The 18932-nt window shown below is 44.7% G+C and carries 16 protein-coding genes and 1 pseudogene; 2 read left to right on the top strand and 15 right to left on the bottom strand.

Features of this window, described 5'->3' with window-relative positions; all coding sequences use genetic code 11:
• Positions 1-17 precede the first annotated feature (17 nt).
• The 12 genes from C3V43_RS13575 to C3V43_RS15015 form a co-directional block, all read right to left on the bottom strand.
• Positions 18-1238: an ANL family adenylate-forming protein gene (locus tag C3V43_RS13575; protein WP_106070215.1), complete on the bottom strand. Its 1221-nt coding sequence runs from the start codon at positions 1236-1238 to the stop codon at positions 18-20.
• On the bottom strand, positions 1235-1459 hold the full coding sequence (locus tag C3V43_RS13570) for an acyl carrier protein (RefSeq protein WP_106070611.1): 225 nt from the start codon (positions 1457-1459) through the stop codon (positions 1235-1237). Before C3V43_RS13570 ends, C3V43_RS13575 begins: the two co-directional genes overlap by 4 nt.
• A 62-nt stretch (positions 1460-1521) precedes the next feature.
• Positions 1522-2106 (bottom strand): UDP-4-amino-4,6-dideoxy-N-acetyl-beta-L-altrosamine N-acetyltransferase, encoded by a 585-nt coding sequence (gene pseH / locus C3V43_RS13565; protein ID WP_106070214.1) that lies wholly within the window; start codon positions 2104-2106, stop codon positions 1522-1524.
• Between the two features lie 35 nt (positions 2107-2141).
• Positions 2142-3101 (bottom strand): UDP-2,4-diacetamido-2,4,6-trideoxy-beta-L-altropyranose hydrolase, encoded by a 960-nt coding sequence (gene pseG / locus C3V43_RS13560; RefSeq protein WP_106070213.1) that lies wholly within the window; start codon positions 3099-3101, stop codon positions 2142-2144.
• Positions 3088-3774 carry a pseudaminic acid cytidylyltransferase gene (gene pseF / locus C3V43_RS13555; RefSeq protein WP_106070212.1) on the bottom strand — a complete coding sequence of 229 codons (687 nt, stop codon included), beginning with the start codon at positions 3772-3774 and terminating at the stop codon, positions 3088-3090. Before pseF ends, pseG begins: the two co-directional genes overlap by 14 nt.
• Position 3775: 1 nt before the next feature.
• Complete coding sequence (gene pseC / locus C3V43_RS13550) at positions 3776-4939, bottom strand: UDP-4-amino-4,6-dideoxy-N-acetyl-beta-L-altrosamine transaminase (RefSeq protein WP_106070211.1); 1164 nt, start codon at positions 4937-4939, stop codon at positions 3776-3778.
• Between the two features lie 4 nt (positions 4940-4943).
• Positions 4944-5969: a UDP-N-acetylglucosamine 4,6-dehydratase (inverting) gene (pseB, locus tag C3V43_RS13545; protein WP_106070210.1), complete on the bottom strand. Its 1026-nt coding sequence runs from the start codon at positions 5967-5969 to the stop codon at positions 4944-4946.
• Positions 5970-5974: 5 nt separating this feature from the next.
• A complete protein-coding gene (locus tag C3V43_RS13540) occupies positions 5975-7156 on the bottom strand; it encodes a capsular polysaccharide biosynthesis protein CapF (RefSeq protein ID WP_106070209.1) in 1182 nt (393 codons plus the stop codon).
• Positions 7157-7160: 4 nt separating this feature from the next.
• A complete protein-coding gene (locus C3V43_RS13535; RefSeq protein WP_106070208.1) occupies positions 7161-8351 on the bottom strand; it encodes a UDP-N-acetyl glucosamine 2-epimerase in 1191 nt (396 codons plus the stop codon).
• A gap of 10 nt (positions 8352-8361) precedes the next feature.
• Complete coding sequence (locus C3V43_RS13530) at positions 8362-9453, bottom strand: polysaccharide biosynthesis protein (protein ID WP_106070207.1); 1092 nt, start codon at positions 9451-9453, stop codon at positions 8362-8364.
• A 118-nt stretch (positions 9454-9571) separates the two neighbouring features.
• A complete protein-coding gene (locus tag C3V43_RS13525; RefSeq protein ID WP_235655859.1) occupies positions 9572-10234 on the bottom strand; it encodes a transcription termination/antitermination NusG family protein in 663 nt (220 codons plus the stop codon).
• A 367-nt stretch (positions 10235-10601) separates the two neighbouring features.
• Positions 10602-10904, bottom strand: coding sequence for a hypothetical protein (locus tag C3V43_RS15015; RefSeq protein ID WP_235655858.1), 303 nt, complete (start codon positions 10902-10904; stop codon positions 10602-10604).
• A 1029-nt stretch (positions 10905-11933) separates the two neighbouring features.
• Between C3V43_RS15015 and C3V43_RS15005 the strand changes: the two are divergent.
• Positions 11934-12203, top strand: a pseudogene (locus tag C3V43_RS15005) (N-acetylmuramoyl-L-alanine amidase); the annotation flags it as partial.
• A gap of 58 nt (positions 12204-12261) precedes the next feature.
• Here C3V43_RS15005 and C3V43_RS13510 read toward each other — a convergent pair.
• The 3 genes from C3V43_RS13510 to C3V43_RS13500 all read right to left on the bottom strand — a co-directional run bounded on the left by C3V43_RS13510 (position 12262) and on the right by C3V43_RS13500 (position 15724).
• Positions 12262-13347, bottom strand: a complete 1086-nt coding sequence (locus C3V43_RS13510) for a type II toxin-antitoxin system HipA family toxin (protein WP_106070206.1) — start codon at positions 13345-13347, stop codon at positions 12262-12264.
• Positions 13340-13657: a helix-turn-helix domain-containing protein gene (locus C3V43_RS13505; protein ID WP_106070205.1), complete on the bottom strand. Its 318-nt coding sequence runs from the start codon at positions 13655-13657 to the stop codon at positions 13340-13342. The genes C3V43_RS13510 and C3V43_RS13505 overlap by 8 nt, the downstream gene beginning before the upstream one ends.
• Positions 13658-13948: 291 nt before the next feature.
• Entirely contained in the window at positions 13949-15724 is a 1776-nt protein-coding gene (locus C3V43_RS13500) for a hydroxymethylglutaryl-CoA lyase-like TIM-barrel protein (RefSeq protein WP_106070204.1), read from the bottom strand.
• 303 nt (positions 15725-16027) lie between these two features.
• Between C3V43_RS13500 and C3V43_RS13495 the strand changes: the two genes are divergently transcribed.
• Positions 16028-18931: a M16 family metallopeptidase gene (locus C3V43_RS13495; RefSeq protein ID WP_106070203.1), complete on the top strand. Its 2904-nt coding sequence runs from the start codon at positions 16028-16030 to the stop codon at positions 18929-18931.
• The last annotated feature ends 1 nt before the right edge of the window (position 18932 follow it).

Here is an 18932-nt window from a genome sequence, read left to right as displayed (position 1 = left end):
CTAAATAAATTTATTATTTACACTCTTTTTAACTTGCCTGTACGTGTGAGAGAGAATACCTCCACGAACTTAATCTTACGGGGAATCTTAAAATCCTGAAGTTGTTCCTTGAGTACCTTGCGAATCTCTAATTCTGTGAGTTCCACATTGTCTTCTAATTGAACTTCTGCTACCAAAATATTGCCAAGGATAGAGTTCTTCTTACCAAAAACCAACGATTGGCGAATACCCGAAATTGCATTGATAACATCCTCAACCTCATTAGGATTGACCTTATAGCCACCTACATTGATGAGTTCATTCTTGCGACTCTTGAACTTGAAAAAACCTTCCTCCCTGTTTGTCCATTCGATAAGGTCGCCTGAGTGATAATAATCTCCATCAAACTTGAAGCTATCTGAAAATCCCAACAGACTTTTGTGAATCAGCAACTCAGAGTTCTCGTCAACCTTAAACTTATCACGGATTTTCTCAGGTATTTGAAAAGCATCACCTCTTGCAGCGAACAACGAACCAGCTTCTGTAGAAGCATACACATTATTAATTTTTGCATTTGGGAATATTTTCTTAATAGAATCATAAAGATGCTGATCAGACTTCTCCCCCCCTAATGTTGCGCGTATCAAACTTTCGTAAGACTTCTCGAAAGGCAACAACAAACGATAAAAAGTAGGAGTTGCAGAAACATGTGTGATCTGGTACTTATCAATCAGGTCATACACCTCTGCACGATTCCTATTAAAGACATTCACAAAGGTATCTTCATTTTCAAAAGCCTGAAAAAAAACCTGTAGCCCTGCCATATGGGTAGGATTATAGGCATACCCCCAAATTTGCCCTCTATACTTATCACCAAGGCGAACCGCACGAGTCAAAGAGCTGATATGATGAACGATTTTTTTGGGTTGGCCAGTGGTACCAGATGTAAAAATAGTAATCTCTGATTGAGATTCCTGCACACCTTTTACCACATCCCCCATGCTGCTTACATGTACTTCATCAATGGCTACAACCTTGTTAATATCCTCTTCCTCAACACCATCAATTTCAGACGCATTGATATCTGAATCAATCAGGATTAAAGGCTTATTAGCGACTAACGCTTTGATGACGTTTACAAAGTACTCAAAGAGTTTCTTTGTACGCATCATTGGTATATACTCCTTACTCCCGTTAATGGCATTCAACAGCTCATCATAAGAATAAGTCCTCTCACCATCAATCAAAAAAATCATCACGCCTCTAGCTTCTTATAGATTTCTCCAATAGTATTAACAAGACCATCCTCAAAAATATCGATGTCGAATTCATCCTCAAGCTTTACTGTCAACTCTGCCAAATCGAATGAAGTCAAACCTAAGTCATCGCGAAGGTTATCCTCATTGTTAAGTACAGTTACTGGTGCCATTTCTTTAGCTACACGAATTTCGTTGATAATTTCTAAAACCTTTGCTTTCATTATATCTGAATTAATATTATTACTCATTTCGTTGTATGATATTTAGCAGTATTACAGTTCTATTACTTCAATCCTGCTTTACAAAACTTAATATAGTCTCTAATCTTAAGATCATACTTTTCCATAAAGAGATTTCTATCTAAGTTTGTACTAACTAGATAATTATCTCCATCCACCTTCTTTTGAGAAGAGAATTCACAACCCAAAAACGCATCTATCAATAAGGCATTTCGATTATTCTCTGCCACTGCACAATATAAATGACCAAAATCAAGAATATTAAAGAAAAAATAAAAACATTCACGAACATAGTTGTAGCCCAGCTCTCCTGATTTAGGATTCATATACAAACCTAGTTCCGCTGTGTCAGAAGCTTTATCAATATCATTTATATTAACTACACCAATATAATTACCTTTAAATGACATAACTAGCCAATAATACCTGTCATTGCGTTCTTTTAAATTATCTATAAATTCAAGATGTTCCTTTAATTGAATTTCATTTTTATTATACATCCATTTTTTTATCGACTCAGAATTACGCCATTCCAGTATCATTTTCTTTTCTTGGTCTGATAATTCCAAGAAAGACTTAAATATATATTTACTACTCTTATATTCTTGCTTTTTATTAATATCTATCATAAGTTCTTGATGCCTTCTAATGTATACCTATACTATCAAATCGATCTAAATGCTTTTATAATATTGGAAGCTATATCCGCTCTTTCTAAATGTTTTGAAACAAAGATTTTTAATTTCTCTACTGCATTTTCCAATCTACCAGTCGTCACATTTTGAAGTTGACCTAATGGAATTATGTAACCATTTTGTTCTAACATACGATAAAAATCATATTGGTTGTCTACATAAAAGCCTGCTATTATAGGCAAATTCCTGCTTAAGGCTTCAATACACACAGTACTTGCTGAAAAAATTCCAGCACTTGATTGGTCAAAAAGCATTGCCATTTGGTTCGCTCTAAGATTACTTAAAACATCAACCCTCTTTCGATTTTCATCTGACAGATATACTTTTTCGCCTAATATAACCTTAATATTATAAGGTATAGCTATTTTTAATAGCATTGATACAACTCTATCTGTCAAACGAAGAGGATCTGCACCTCCAAAACAAACTACAATATCTTCATTTCTAGTTTTAATTGAAGATTGGAGTAAAAAAGGCCTTCTAAGAAGTGAATATTCTAAACCAAGGCATAATTTTGAATAAGGTTCTATGATATTTTCATATAATGATTTATCGTTAACACCATGATTTACTATTAAATCTGCATAGAAATGTTTATCATGTAAATCATCAATGCATACCAATTTACAGCCTTTGCCCTTTACTAGCTTTTGATATTCAGTAGTATAAAAATAATTGTCTAATACTACAATCTCATCACCTTGCAGATAAGATAAAAAGTTTTCAAATTTACTATTGTCACAAGGCAATTCTACAAGTTTACATACATTTTCTGCCTCATTCTTCTGATATTCTGAAGGATTTTGGGTAAAAAAGATACATTCAAAATCATCTTTGAGCATATCGGCAAGTGCAAGGCTACGAATGAAATGACCGTAACCAATATCTGCACTTGCATCTGCCCGAAAGTAGACTTTACGCTTTGTCATTAAACAACAATTTATATTTCATTTCAGCAAGCTTCCAATCGGTTTCTGTATCAATGTCTTGGATACGAGTTTCATCAACCTCGACACCACCGATTTTGATATTTCCAGAAAGCCATCCTGCTGTTTTATACCAATAGAACGTACCCGTATCATGATACTCCTTTGGAAGATCTTGACTACGGCTATTTTCATACTCCGGCCAATGACGTTTCATGGTTCCATCTTCCGCCAAATCAAGACAACGCCAAATAGGATAAGAAAATTGAACCACAGGATATACGACTGTGAAGTCAGAAGAAAGAAGACGTTCGTAAGCTGCTGTAATATCCTCACTTTGCGTCATTGGAGCTGTAGCGTAAATGCAACAGAAATTATCGAATTCTATCCCGGAAGCTTTATAATTACTGATTACTTCATTAAGGACATCCGCTGTTGTTGCAAAGTCGTTTGCCGTCTCAGCACTTCTCATAAATGGAACCTTAGCCCCATATTGACGCGCAACTTCTGCTATTTCTTCATCATCGGTACTAACCATAACTTCATCAAAGAGCCCTGTTTTAAGAGCCGCTTCAATGGAATAAGCAAGCATTGGCTTACCAAGAAAACGCTTCACATTCTTACGAGGTATGCGCTTACTACCACCTCGTGCAGGTATAATACATAAGTTTTTCATTTTACTTACATATAAATTCTTTGACCTCAGAGATTGTATACTGCTGCTCCTCATCTGTCAATGTTGGGAACATAGGAAGTGCGAGAGAATGCTTGTAATAATCCTCAACTATTGGAAGATCACCCTCCTTATTTCCAAACTGTTTGTAGTAAGGCATGAGGTTGAGCGGATAATAGAGCACCTGTGCGTAGATCTTGTTCTCACGCAGGAAGTTATAGAGTCCAAGACGGTCTTCCACTTGAATGATATAGAGATGGTATGCATGATAAACATCAGGAGCTTCATATGGTGTCTTGATACCTTCGACATCAGCCAAAGCCTCATTGTACTTACGGACAAGTTCACGGCGAATCTCTACGTTACGACGTGCACGTTTGAGTTGAGATGTACCTAGAGCTGCTTGAATATCAGTAATACGGTAATTATAACCAAGTTCCTGCATCTCGTAATACCAAAGTCCATCCTTACGCTGGAGTTTGTCAACATCATGAGTGATACCATGAGTTCGATAAAGTGCCATCTTCTCATAGAGATTCCTATTTTGAGTACATGCCATACCACCTTCTCCTGTGGTAATGTGTTTAACAGGATGGAAAGAAAAGACAGTGATATCAGAATACTTGCCACAACCTGTATAAACCTTATCACCTGCACTATCTATAAAATAAGCTCCAGGAGCATGACATGCATCTTCTAGAATCCACATTCCATATTCATCAGCCACTCTACGATATTCTTCCATATTATGAGGATAGCCGGCAAAATCAACAAGAACCATACCTTTATAAGTACCCTTTGGAGAAGCTGCAAGAGTTTCTTTCAATTTGTCAATATCAAGCAGAAATGTTGTAGGGTTTATATCAACGAACTTGACATTGCCTCCACAGAAACGTATACAATTGGCTGAGGAAGCAAAAGTCATAGGCGTACAGATAATATTATCGCCTTCCTTTACCCCAAGAGCCATTGCTGCGATATGGAGAGCGGCTGTAGCATTACATACCGCTACCGAATAGTCTGCATGCACGTATTCACAAAACGCTTTTTCAAATTCGGGAATAGCAGGACCACAAGTCAAGTAGTCAGACTTAAGGGTCGTTATCACAGCCTGAATGTCGTCATCGGAAATATATTGGCGACCATAAGGAATAACATTTTCTATCATTTAGTTATAATTTTAATGACGGATTGATATAGAGTTTAATCTTATCTCGAAGGGATTCAACTGTCTCCTGAACAGGATTATCGTTAGAACTGTAGTGAAAATCATCAGCAACAGGTTGGGCGTTGTAATGAGCAGTATAATTATTTTTGCCACGATGACCAGTGAAAGAGATACAAGGAAGAATTGCATAATAATCACCAAGGTCAATAGTGTTGATGCTATCGGCCGCCGAGATAAGTTCCTCATGAATCTTCTCACCGGCACGAATGCCAACCTCCTTTTGCTCCATTTCGGGAGCAATGGCTGTAGCAAGATCAGTGATGCGATAGGAAGAAACCTTTGGAATAAAAATTTCTCCTCCAATATGATTCTCTAAAGCAAACTCTACAGCTGTAACGACTTCTTGATTAGAAATAATAAAACGGGTCATTCGCTTGTCTGTAATGGGTAGGCTTCTACCGCCAAGTTCCTTACGAGAAAGAAATAATGGAATAACAGAACCTTTACTACCCATCACATTACCATAACGCACTACAGAGAAACGGATATCCTTTGAGCCTTTCATGTTATTAGCAGCAACGAAAAGCTTGTCAGAGACTAATTGGGTAGCTCCATAAAGATTGAGAGGAGCACATGCTTTATCAGATGATAGCGCAACCACATCATGCACTCCACACTTGAAAGCCGCATCAATTACATTTTGAGCACCGATTATATTAGTCTTAATACATTCTTCCGGATTATATTCTGCAGATTCGACGGATGCTATGGTAGCTGCATGAATAATAATATCGATGCCCTCGCAAGCTCTGATCAGGCGTTCCTTATCACGCACATCACCTAAGAAAAAGCGTAACTGCGAAAACTGTTTCCCGGGATATAGTTGAAGAATATCATTATGTTTCTGTACATCACGTGAGAAAACAATAATTTTTCTAACCCCAGGATAGTCACGAAGGATTGTTTCAATGAAACAACGGCCAAAAAGCCCAGAACCACCTGTAATAAGTATTGTTTTATTATTGAACATTATATTTACTTATTATTAGATTCCACAGGATCGAAATATGTATCAGGGCGGTCAGGATCAAAACAACCGTTTGCCCATATAACAGTCACCATATTCTCGGTATCTGACAAATTAATGAGATTATGGGTGTAACCGGCTATCATCTCAACTACTTGTAATTTATCACCACTGACCTCATAATTAAGAACCGGATAAGGAGCACCATTCTCGTCAACTCCTTCCTTACGAAGTTGAATGAGACCATGACCACTGACTACAAGGAAACGTTCTACAAGATTGTGATGCCAATGTTGTCCTTTTATGACACCGGGTTTGGATATATTGATAGATACTTGACCATGGTTTTCAGTACGAATGAACTCAGAGAAACTTCCTCGATCGTCAATTTTCATTTCAAGAGGATATGCAATCTTACTCTCCGGAAGATATGAAACGTAAGTAGAATAAAGCGCCTTGCGAAAGCTATCGCTCACACAAGGAATCTGAAGATTATATCTCCCCTTATCAAAAGAATAGATAAGATCGGCAATGTCACCGAGGCGCACCTTATATACATTAGGTACATAACAATACTTACCCTCTTTATATTCATGGCCAGAAAGACATGCTATTAAAGCATCAACCACATCGTCAATATAAACCATGTTGAGCATGACGCTTGGATCATTAACCTGAATAGGTTGTCCGTTAGCAATATTATAACAAAAAGTCGCTACTACAGAATTATAGTTAGGGCGACACCACTTTCCAAAAAGATTAGGAAAACGATATACAAGCACCTTGGCTCCTGTCTCCTTTCCATATTGAAACATCAGTTCTTCTCCTGCCTTTTTGGAAAGTCCATAAGGATTATCAAGAGCAGCCTGAGAAGAAGAGGAAAGCATAACAGGACAGGTATTAGCATATTTCTTAAGTGTGTTAAGAAGTGTAGTGGTAAAACCATAATTTCCTTTCATAAACTCTTCCGGATCCTTTGGTCGGTTGATACCTGCAAGGTTGAACACAAAGGAACATTCCTTGCACCATTCTTCAAGTTGTTCCGGAGTGGAATCAATATCATACTCATAAACAGCCTCAATAGCTTCGGGAAGTTTATACCAGCGAGCCTTATTATCTTTGATGTTATTAAGTTGAGCACAAAGGTTTTTACCGACGAACCCTTTTGATCCTGTAACTAACACTTTCATAGATTTAAAATTTTCTCCACACCATCTTGTTGACGATGCCTACATAACTCTGAATAATCTTAACGACTTTGGTACTGACATTCTCATCTATGTAATCAGGAACAGGAATCCCGTGCTGACCGTCTTTACAAAGTTCAACTGCAGTGGTAACAGCTTGAAGGAGTGACTTCGTATCAATACCTGCAATGATAAAGCCTGCCTTATCAATTGCCTCAGGACGTTCTGTGGAGGTACGAATGCAAATAGCCGGGAACGGATGACCGATACTGGTAAAGAAAGAGGATTCCTCGGGAAGTGTACCAGAATCTGATACCACAGCAAAGGCATTCATCTGGAGACAATTATAATCATGAAAACCAAGTGGTTCCTGCTGAATAACGCGTTTATCCAACTTGAAGCCTGAAGCTTGTAACCGGTTTCTACTCCGGGGATGACAACTATAGAGGATGGGCATATCGTATTTTTCAGCCATGGCATTAATAGCATTGAAGAGAGAAAGGAAATTTTTCTCAGTATCAATGTTTTCTTCACGATGAGCACTTAAAAGAATATATTCCCCCTTTTTAAGTCCAAGACGTTTGTGAACATCAGATGCTTCAATCTCTGCAAGATTCTCATGGAGGACTTCTGCCATAGGAGAACCAGTTACATAAGTACGCTCCTTTGGAAGGCCACAATCGGCTAAATATCTGCGAGCATGTTCTGAATAAGCCATATTGACATCAGAAATGATATCCACAATTCTACGATTAGTTTCCTCCGGAAGACATTCGTCTTTGCAACGGTTACCTGCCTCCATATGGAATATAGGAATGTGAAGACGCTTTGCACCAATAACAGACAAGCAACTATTGGTATCACCCAAAACGAGTACTCCATCCGGCTTCAAAGTAGCGAATAACTTATACGAACAATTAATAATGTTTCCACAAGTAGCACCAAGATCATCACCAACTGCATCCATATAAACTTCCGGTTCGGCAAGCTTGAGATCACGAAAAAAAATACCATTGAGATTGTAGTCATAATTCTGTCCGGTATGAGCCAGAATGAGATCGAAATACTTTCGACATTTATTGATAACGGCAGCAAGACGGATTATCTCAGGGCGAGTACCTACTACTATGATAAGTTTAAGTTTACCGTTTTCCTGCCAGTGGATATCACTATAATCCAATTTGGGAAGTTTGTCCATAATGCAACTCTTATTCAGAACGATAATCACGTGATTTTGCACGAGATTGGAGTCCGAGATCTTCACGAATGAAATTCAGTTTGAGGAGAAGCTCTTTCATGCCCTCAACATCTAGCCTGCGGGTGTTGTGTGAGTGATAATCCTCTGTACGGCTGATTGCATCATCACCTTCGGTAAAGAATTTGTCGTAATTGAGGTCTCGAGAATCGCAAGGAATACGAAAATAATTACCCATATCTTCTGAACGAAGCATCTCCTCACGAGTGACAAGAGTTTCATAAAGTTTCTCACCATGACGGGTACCAATAACCTTGACTTCTGTCTTACCAAACTCAGGATTTACTTTTGCATATATCTCCTTGAGAGCCTTTGCGAGTACTTCCAATGTAACTGCAGGAGCTTTCTGCACAAAAAGATCACCATTATTCCCGTGCTCAAAAGCGTAAATGACGAGATCCACAGCATCATCGAGGGTCATCATATAGCGAGTCATATTAGGATCTGTAATTGTTATCGGCTTACCTTCCATCATTTGCTCTACCCAAAGAGGAATAACAGAACCACGAGAAGCCATAACGTTGCCATAACGTGTACAACATATAGTAGTCTTTGCATCAGCACCAAGTGCGCGACCCTGAGCGATAGCAACTTTCTCCATCATAGCTTTAGAAATTCCCATAGCATTAATCGGATAAGCAGCCTTGTCAGTAGAGAGGACAACGACATTCTTAACACCATGTGAGATGGCAGAAAGAAGCACGTTATTAGTACCTTCCACATTAGTACGAACAGCTTCCATCGGATAGAACTCGCACGAAGGAACCTGCTTCAATGCTGCAGCTGAAAAAACATAATCTACGCCGGCCATTGCAAAATCTACAGCCTCGCGCTGGCGTACGTCACCGATGTAAAATTTCACTTTGTGGGCCACATCAGCACGATTAGCCTGAAGAAAATGACGCATATCATCTTGTTTTTTCTCATCTCGACTCAAAATCCTGATTTCTTTAATATCTGAATCAAGAAATCTCCTTAATACTGCATTGCCAAATGATCCAGTACCACCTGTGATTAACAGGACTTTATCTTTGAATACTGACATAATTATTATTTATTATAAAATTGCTAATCCAAACAGCATTGAATACTTTCTATTAAAAAATACAAATAACACAAGTTCATCAACTGTATAGTTTGTTTGCTAGTTCCAGTCGCAACTCCTACCCCATCACCTCCAGCATCCCCCCCGCAATCTCCATCCTTGCGCATCCCAGCATATCCACGCGTATCACCAGATTGGTTTTTCCGTCGCCGGTTTCCAGCACATATCCCTCCAGCCCCATGAGCTTGCCGCCGTTGACACGGACTTTGGCTCCAAGGGGGATATCTATAGGTTCGATGGCTATTTCGCCGTCGCCGTCGTTCACCATCCGTTTCAGGCTGCGCATCTGGCTGTCGGGGATGACGGCTACGGAGCGCATGCCACTGTCGGTACGTTTGGCAGCAATGTTCACCATGAAGCGTTTGATGTAGGGCAGGTGCACGATGTCCCGGCGGCGCTGCTGCTCCGTGCAACGGATAAAGAGCATGGCGGGGAAAAGGATGCGCTCTACGGTGCGGCGCTTGCCGTCGGCACGGACACGAAGCTCTTGCCGGACGGGGACGTAGACTTCGTAGTCTTTGGCGTCATCGGCCTGCCGGACTATGCGGGCTTCGAGTTTGTCACGGCAGATGCGCTCGGAGTTGTTGCCCACAATGGCGATGTACCACTGCTTGGTTTCGGGCTTTTTATCGGGGAAAGATACGCCTACGGCGTCGTCGGTTTCGGCAACCGGCGCTATCTTCAAGGGCTTAGGCGAACTTATTTTTTTATTTTTTTCCACAACCTATACTAAAGGTTCGGAGCTTGTTTCAATTCCTTTCCGCCTTAATTTCGGGCTTCCCCCACGCGTTTTCTTTCACAAAAAAACTGCAGGAAGAGAACTTGGATAAGGCGAGACAAAATAAAAAAACGGCTCCGTATTGAAAAACACACTTCTTCCCGATTCGGGAATCGACTGTCGGGGACAAAAGTACAACTTTTTTTATATTCTACCGCTTATCTCGAAGGAAAAAAGTAAAAAAAATAGAGATTGGAGAGGTCAGGGATTGGAGGAGAGGAGAATATAAGAAGAGGCGGTGGGGATTCCCGGCTCAAGGAGGAAGGTGGCGCACGTGCCTTGACAAAGGGTTTCATACCGGCGTGCCGCTTCATACCTCTTCTTGTCCTCCGTCTTTCTTCGTCAGACCGGGAAAGAGCAGGCGCACGCCTTCCACATAGATGCGATGGGCATCTTCCTCATCCGTGAACTCTTCAAAAGCGCGCAGGATGTGCTCGTAATAGTCTACCTCGTAGTTGCCTTTGCCTTGCTTGATTTCCTCAAGGTAGGTCTGGCTCATGTGGCAGACATCACGAAAGTCGCTGCGCCTGATGTGCAGACGGCACAATTCGCGCATCAGAAAAGTGCCGAAAGCTTCGTGATCGGAGGCTTTACGGGCCTTCAAGTGTGTCATAAATAATGAAGTTTATTAAATAAACAGGATTGCACGGTAATCTGTACCCACATGCCGGTACAGGCTATCCGAGAAAATCGAATTAAGAAGTTGTTTTCTGTCTTTCACAGAGGGTATGCGCTTTTATCATTTTCTTGTTTTCTTCTTGTCTATGGCGAGCGCCTCCAAAAGAACATGATAAGAACATGATAAGAACATGATAGGAACTTGGTTGGTACGAAGGTAAGATGGTTACTCCTTTAATGTGCTTCCAATCGTGTCAAACTGTTGAAAAGCTGAAATAAATTCAAAAACAGATTCTAATTATATCAACAATAATATACCCTCCGAGAGGTCTTTCGGAGAAAATGAAGATGAAGGTAAAGAATTTTCGCCCCCAGGGGGGATGGTTTCCGGGCGTGCAAAGAGGGCACGCCCGGAACGAGCGAGGCGGGGAAGTTCTTCCACCTCATCAACCAAAACAAGGAGCAGAAGGCGCGTTAGCTGCTCAGGCTCATCGACCGCTTTGAGCAGGAGGAGGGAGTGGTCGTGAGCGATTAGGGATAAGTGGTCAGCAGAACATTAGAGATTGGAATGCCGAAGGGCACATATTGAAGCTTATCATCACCGAAGGCGGAAAGGATGCGCTCACCCTCGGCGAAGCGGGCTATCTGTTTTGTCATCAGCGTGCCCAACGGGGCGGCGGGCGACCTGCACAAGAGTTTCGAGGCCTTCGACCCGTGGCTGGACTATGCGCAGAGCATCGTGATTTACGGCGACACCGACCTGCCAGGGCGCACGCGGACCAAGTACCTGTCCGACTACTTCGGCAACCGATGCCTGCTCACAATGTTGCCGCACGACTGCAAGGATATCTCCGGCGTGGTGGTGAAGTACGGCATCGACGTGGTGCGCGAAATCATTGACACGGCCAAGCCGCAGCACACAGCAGACATCATCACCGTGGGCGAACGCAAGGAGGAGGTGCTGAACGTACTGTGGGACGAATACGACCATGGTTACGACGTGGGCTGCGACCCGCTCACCAACCACGTCTGCCGCCCCGCCCACCAGGTCGGCGCCCACGCCGCCAGCTGGAACGACAAGAGCCTCGGCATCTGCTACGAAGGCGGTCTTGATGAAGACGGACATCCGGCCGACACACGCACCTATGCCCAGAAATGCACCCTGATGGATTTGCTGCGCCGATTGCGGAAAGACTATCCCCATGCCCGTATCCTGGGGCACAACCAGCTCGGCCAATCCGTGCGCAAGGCTTGCCCCTGCTTCGACGCAAGGAAGGAGTACAGGGAGTTGTAGAGACAATGTGCCCGATGCCCGGAAGAAAGCCACCTCCTTAAGCATCAGGCACATTCATTTACGCCCCTCGAATGATGCCGCACATCTTCTCAAAAACCTCTACCGCTTCCTTTTTATTCAATCCGGCTTTTACGGCCACAGCGAAAATATCCTCCTTCGTTGGTTCTATACTTTCGTTGATGGAAGTTGTACGATAGCCGTTGATGCCATCGGCAGGCAGCAAATCATAAGCCGGTGCAAAATGCCAATCTCCGTCGCGACGGATAAAGGAGAAATTCTTTGCATGGTCATCTTTATTGCCTATCAGATAATTGAATACCATCAGACGGTAGACCTTCCACATCTCGGCGACACTACGGGTCAATGCCGCACATACCTGAAAAATATGCCTGTAGTCGATACCGGGCAAACGATAATCGGCACCGATAAGCCCGGCAACACTTACCACATGCAATTTACCCTCCGCCGTACGGTCAAAACGTTCGACACCAAAATATTTGTCCTCGAAAAGACGTGTATCAGGCATTTCAACCCCGCATTCCTTAGCAAGAAGCGAATAGTGATATTCCTCTATCCCTATACGTTGAGAATCTCTCTTTGCACGAAACTTCACCAACCATTCCCTGCCCTCATAACGGGTGAAAATTTTGGGACGCGCACCTCCGGGAGAGCCTCCCCTGTCCTGAAATTCAATAATCCCCTCTCCTGCATAATCATCACTGTCGAGTATCCGTTCCGCCTCCAATGCCAGCTTCTCAAAATCCGCATATTCCTGATTGGAAACAACGCTTCTGTCCGGCCGGAATTCCAAAGCTCCGCGCCCTGCAGAGCCGACGAATGCGAGGCGATCCAACAACGACAGAGTATGCAGCCTGACGCCTTTCTGCTGCAAATACCTATCAAGAATAAGCAAGCCCCACCCATCAGGCAAGCAGTCATCAAAAACACCGAAGTCCCCCTCAAATGGACGCGGTTTTGCTATAAAGACACCACTCCTCAACGGCAACTCAAACGGCGAAATGGAAAATCCCGAATTAAGCCATCCGGCCGAATACTCGAACGCGCACAACCCTTCTTTGGTCAGAGCCAACCGCCCAACCAACAAATCGCAATGGATGACCTCTATCTGTCTGATACTATTCATTCTTCTGTCCTCTTTTACGGGTAATACTTTGTTCGTTCAGCACCTCGTCCAACGACCGGTACTGCTTCTGCGCAAAAAGAGTATCGAACTCAGCGAGCGCATTCAAGGCAAATCCTATCCGGAGCAATCCCTTTAAGGAGATCTCTCCTGTCTGCTCAAACCTGCGGTAAGTGGCAAACTTGATTCCGGCTCTTGCAGCCAATCCCTCCTGGGTTAAATTCAGTTCCAATCTCCGAGCCTTCACTCTGGCCGCCATCTGTAGCGCCACCTCGTCGGGAGTAGAAAAATTAACTGCTATTATATTATTCATAACTGCGATATTATCTCACTAACAAATATTATATTGTTCATTACAAAGATAAGCATTATAATCTAATCGTACTTATTTTAAGCATAATTATTTTAAGAATCATTGTAATGCGCAAGCAGCCGTATGAATCAAGGACGACAGGGAGCAAGCTTCTTACACTTGATAATAAAAAAAACGACGAGACACCGGTTTTGCCCCGGTATCTCGCCTGAAATATTCCTTGTTTTAAGGAGAAACCACTGCATCTTTTGTCCGACAAACGTGCTACGCCTATTCAGTGTACACGTGCCGTCAAGCAAAGATGTCGCTTCGCTGAATATATGCAATCACATCACCCTTGTTGACCACATCGCCTTGCTTGGCGCACACCTCTACCACGCGCCCCGTGAAGCCGGTCCACACCTTCTCATACTCTCCCCACGGTGTGGAGACGTAGCAGAACACTTCGTCGTGCTGGTACTTGCGACCGATGAAAGGTTCGGACGAAGGCCCTTCGACGGAAACTTCCCAAAGCACCTGTCCCTTGGAGGGGGCAACAACGGGGTCGGCTTTGGCACGCTTCAGCTTCTTGATTTCCTCTTCCGAGAATCCGCTCTTCGCCATGGCGGCATCTTTGGCGCGTTGCAAATCGTCTTCAAAGCGTTTCTTGGCAATGCCCGACTTGTAATCGCGATATTGGCGGTCGTGCATGGCCAACTCGAAGAGTTCCTCGTCGTCATCGCCATACGCCCAGCCGTTCTCGTCCATCTCCTTCCGGTATTCGTCCAGAGCGTCGGGATAGTTCAGCTGCGGGTCGGTATCCACGAACTCATAGCCTTTGGACTTGGCAAGCTCCACGATTTCGGGTGCCAACGCACCGGGCAGGCGCCCGCTCTTGCCCAGAATCATATCCCAGGTATGGTTGTCGATCATCGTCCAGCGCTCTTCGCCCTTCATCAGCTGCATCAGGTTCATCAGCGCCACGTTCTTGACGTATTGGCTGAAAGGCGTCACCAGCGGAGGATAACCCAGCTTAGGCCATACGTATTCCACCTCGTCGAACAGCATCACAAGCAAGTCGTCGATGCTGAGCTCAGGTTCGTTCTTGCCCCGCAATATCATGTTGATGCCGGCATGCACCCCTTTCAGGTCGGCCATCATGGAGCCCATCATGCCGCCGGGCAGACCGCACTTCAGCAGCAGCGAAGACATGTATTTGTTGGTGGGATCCATGAAATAGCCCAGAAAGTCGTCTATGAACTCCTGTGTCATGGCACGAGCCTTCATATAAGCCTTCATGTTGATATCGGGCACTTGGAAGCCCAAATCCTTCAGCATGGCCTGCACGGAGATGATGTCCGGATGGACTTTTCCCCACGACATCGGCTCCATGGCCACGTCTATGATATCGGCTCCGTTCTCGCATACCTCAAGGATGGAAGCCATCGAAAGCCCCGGCCCGCTATGCCCGTGATACTGTATCAGCACGTCGGGATGCTTCTCCTTGATGGTCCTGACCAACATGCCCAGCATGCCGGGACGGCCGATGCCCGCCATGTCCTTCAAGCAGATTTCGGGCGCGCCGGCCTCGATGAGCCGGTCGGCAATCCGGGCGTAATACTCCACGGTATGTACGGGGGAATAGGTGATGCAGAGCGTGGCCTGCGGTATCATTCCTGCCTCCAGCGCATACTTAATGGAAGGAATAATGTTACGGGTCTCATTCAGTCCGCAGAAGATGCGGGTAATGTCCACCCCTTGCGCATGCTTCACCTTATACATCAAGCGGCGCACGTCGGCCGGAACGGGATACATGCGCAACGCATTCAGACCGCGGTCGAGCATGTGCGTCCGGATGCCCGCTTCCCTGAAAGGACGGGTAAAGGCGCGAACGGCTTTATTGGGATTCTCGCCATACAGAAGATTCACCTGTTCGAAAGCTCCTCCGTTTGTCTCGACTCTTGCGAAACAGCCCATTTCAACAATCAACGGGGCGATGCGCTCCAATTGGTCTACCCGGGGTTGGTATTTACCGGAAGACTGCCACATGTCCCGGTAAACAAGACTGAATTTGATTTCCTTTTTCATCGTGGTTAATAATAAATGTTTTTTCTTTGGTTAACTTAACATATACAAATATAGAATAATCTTCTGACATATAGTTAATGGAAACCCATAAAAATCCACCCGGAATTATATGTTATATATCATATTGTCGGATGTCCGACTGCTTGTACGACACATTTTTCGCGCCCGGAAACATTTTTTCCGAAAGAATCGTAAAAGCAATGTGATTTTTTCATAATTTTGCCTACATATGTAGAAGCCGTCTGGAATTTATTCTTGAATATGTTCCCGGCAAAAACACTTTAATTATAAACACTTCATTACATGAAACCAAATCAATTCAAATCACTCTTTTTATTGATGGCCCTTGCAGTTGCCCTGCCCTCTTTCGGACAAGGGCTGAAGGCTTTCAAGTTAAAAAACGGTCTTTCCGTATATATATGGGAAGACAACACGAAATCGGATGTGTATGGAGCCGTTGGCGTACGCACGGGTTCGGTGAACGACCCGGCAGAGTACACCGGACTTGCGCACTACCTGGAACACGTCATGTTCAAAGGTACGAACAAAATCGGCACGCTCGACTGGAGTGCCGAAGAACCCCTCTACAAGCAAATCATCGCCAAATATGACGAAATGGCCGAAGAAGCCGACCCGGTGAAGAAAGAAGCCATCGGCAAGGAGATAAACGAGCTGACCATCCGGGCAGGCAAGGTGAGTGTATCCAACGAGTTCTCCAACCTGATGGAAAGCATGGGAGGCAAGAACCTGAATGCAGGAACCAGCTACGACTACACGGTCTACTATAACTCTTTCCCGGCCTACCAGATCAACAAATGGCTGGAGATTTCGTCGCAACGCTTCCTCAATCCGGTGTTCCGCACGTTCCAGTCGGAGCTGGAGACCGTATACGAAGAGTATAACCGTGCGCAAGACAACCCCGGCAGAGTGCAGAACCAGTTCCTTATGGGCAAGGCTTTCGAAGGACACCCTTATTCGCGCCCCATATTGGGACTTCCGGAGCACCTGAAGAACCCGCGCCTGAGCAAACTGATAGAGTTCTACAACACTTGGTACACGCCGGAGAACATGGTGCTGGTGCTGGTGGGTAACATCAATGCCCAGCAAGTGAGCGCACGCATCAACGCCGCTTTCGGCCGCTTGCCCAAGAAAAGAATTCCCGAAAGAAAGAGCTATCCGGAACTTGAAATAAAAGGACGCACGCAACACACCGCCAAGATAGGCTATTACCCCAGCGTTGCACTGGTATACAAGGGCGTGCCCACCGGACATCCGGACGAGAAGGCGCTGGACATCGCCATGGAATTACTGTCGAACAGCAACAACACCGGAACGCTGGACAAACTGGTGATAAGCGGTGACCTGACCAACGGATACGCATTTCTCAACACCCTGCGCGAACAAGGACGCTGCATCGTAAGCGTGATGCCCTTGTACGACGAGAACCAACGCCGGTTCGAATCGAACAAGAGCGCCGAGAAGAAAGCGCTGAAGGCTATTGAGCAGATAGCCAAAGGCGAATTCCCCGACTGGCTGGTAGAGGCCATCAAGAACAATATATGCCGCGACTACGACTTGCGGATGGAGGCCAACGAAAGCAAGGCAAACGCACTGATGGAAGCCTTCATCAACGAGGCCGACCTGAGCAAAGTGCTGAACTACAAGGAAGAAGTAATGGCCGTCACCAGCGAAGACATCAAGCGCGTGGCCAAACAATACCTGACGGACAATTACCTGGCACTGTACATAGAGAAAGGAAAAACCAAAGAAGATAACAAGCTGAAGAAGCCCGGTTACAAAGCCATCGAGCCTCCGGTAGGCCAGCAGTCGCTCTATGCCACACAGTTCAAGAACATGCCCATCGGGCAGGTGGAGGAAAAGTTCATCGACTTCAGCGATGTGCAGACCAAGAAGCTGAACGAACGTTCGCAAATGTTCTACACGAAGAATCCGGAGAACAACATCTTCAGTCTGACCCTGAGATATGGCGCAGGAGAACGCGAGTTTCCCAAGCTGGGCATTGCCGCCAACCTGATGAACGACGCCGGAATCATGGGAGCATACGAACCCCAGCAACTGAAAGAAGAGTTGAGCAAGCTCAATGCCACCTACTCCGTGAACGCTGACGACAACTACCTCTACATCACGATGAGAGGATATGAAGAGACCTTGCCACAGGCCTGCCAACTCTTGGCACGCCAGATCTTGATGCCCAAGCTGGACGCCAAACAGCTGAGCCGCATCAAGGGAAGCCTTCTGGGTATGCGCCAGCAACGCAAGGAGAACGTTTCCCTGCTGAATCAGGCACTGAGCCAATATGTCCGCTACCAAGACAAGTCGGACTACATCACCGAGCTGACCGACAAGGAAATCTACGAATTGCAAATAGCCGAGCTGACGGGAGACATCAACCGTGCCGCCAACTACGAGGCCGAGATTTTCTATTGCGGCTCCCTGCCCTTCGACAATGTATACGAGATCTTGAGCAAGAACCTGCCGCTGGTAGCCAATGAGCGCCCCAGCCAATCGCCCCAGGACAAGGCCTTGGCACAGGTTACGGAAAACATCATCTACTTCCTGCCCAACTCCGACACCGAGCAGGCACAGATCTCTTTCTTCCTGCCCATGCAAGGTTATGACAAGAAAGACGACGTGTTGCGCGACGCCTTCTACCAATACTTCTCCGGAGGTTTCAACGGATTGGTGCTCAACGAAATACGCGAAAAACGCTCGATGGCCTACACGGCAGGAGCTTATGTGGTAACCCCGCAGGTAAAGGGGAATCCGACCTACTTGTCAGGAAGCATCGGCACACAAAACGACAAAGCCAATGATGCCATAGATGTATTCATGGAACTTATCAACAATATGCCGAAGAACGCCGAACGCATGGACAACATCAAAAGCTACATGCGTCAAGAGGCCTTGAGCACGCATCCCGGCTTCCGCTATAAGGCAAGCTATCTCAAGAGACTGCAACAGATGGGCTATGAAGGAGATCCTGCCGCAGTAAATCTGCCGAAGATCGACGCCCTGACATTCGAGGATATCGTGAAGTTCTATGAGGAGAACATCAAGGGTAAACCTTATGCCATAGGTATCATGGGCAACCCGAAAGACATCGACCTGAAACGCTTGGAAAAATACGGCAAAGTGGTGAGACTGAACGAACGTAAGTTGTTCAACACCAAGGATGCCTTGTTTTAAT

It is taken from the genome of Prevotella heparinolytica, assembly GCF_002998535.1.
Lineage (GTDB): Bacteria > Bacteroidota > Bacteroidia > Bacteroidales > Bacteroidaceae > Bacteroides > Bacteroides heparinolyticus.
The sequence above is the reverse complement of the archived record's forward strand: the minus strand, read 5'-3'. Positions and strand labels throughout refer to the sequence as shown.

What these genes read in the sequence shown, in the direction of transcription:
- C3V43_RS13570 (WP_106070611.1), bottom strand. Translation starts at nt 1,459, where the DNA reads ATGAAAGCAAAGGTTTTAGAAATTATCAACGAAATTCGTGTAGCTAAA.
- pseH (WP_106070214.1), bottom strand. Translation starts at nt 2,106, where the DNA reads ATGATAGATATTAATAAAAAGCAAGAATATAAGAGTAGTAAATATATA.
- pseG (WP_106070213.1), bottom strand. Translation starts at nt 3,101, where the DNA reads ATGACAAAGCGTAAAGTCTACTTTCGGGCAGATGCAAGTGCAGATATT.
- pseF (WP_106070212.1), bottom strand. Translation starts at nt 3,774, where the DNA reads ATGAAAAACTTATGTATTATACCTGCACGAGGTGGTAGTAAGCGCATA.
- pseC (WP_106070211.1), bottom strand. Translation starts at nt 4,939, where the DNA reads ATGATAGAAAATGTTATTCCTTATGGTCGCCAATATATTTCCGATGAC.
- pseB (WP_106070210.1), bottom strand. Translation starts at nt 5,969, where the DNA reads ATGTTCAATAATAAAACAATACTTATTACAGGTGGTTCTGGGCTTTTT.
- C3V43_RS13540 (WP_106070209.1), bottom strand. Translation starts at nt 7,156, where the DNA reads ATGAAAGTGTTAGTTACAGGATCAAAAGGGTTCGTCGGTAAAAACCTT.
- C3V43_RS13535 (WP_106070208.1), bottom strand. Translation starts at nt 8,351, where the DNA reads ATGGACAAACTTCCCAAATTGGATTATAGTGATATCCACTGGCAGGAA.
- C3V43_RS13530 (WP_106070207.1), bottom strand. Translation starts at nt 9,453, where the DNA reads ATGTCAGTATTCAAAGATAAAGTCCTGTTAATCACAGGTGGTACTGGA.
- C3V43_RS15015 (WP_235655858.1), bottom strand. Translation starts at nt 10,904, where the DNA reads ATGACACACTTGAAGGCCCGTAAAGCCTCCGATCACGAAGCTTTCGGC.
- C3V43_RS13510 (WP_106070206.1), bottom strand. Translation starts at nt 13,347, where the DNA reads ATGAATAGTATCAGACAGATAGAGGTCATCCATTGCGATTTGTTGGTT.
- C3V43_RS13505 (WP_106070205.1), bottom strand. Translation starts at nt 13,657, where the DNA reads ATGAATAATATAATAGCAGTTAATTTTTCTACTCCCGACGAGGTGGCG.
- C3V43_RS13500 (WP_106070204.1), bottom strand. Translation starts at nt 15,724, where the DNA reads ATGAAAAAGGAAATCAAATTCAGTCTTGTTTACCGGGACATGTGGCAG.
- C3V43_RS13495 (WP_106070203.1), top strand. Translation starts at nt 16,028, where the DNA reads ATGAAACCAAATCAATTCAAATCACTCTTTTTATTGATGGCCCTTGCA.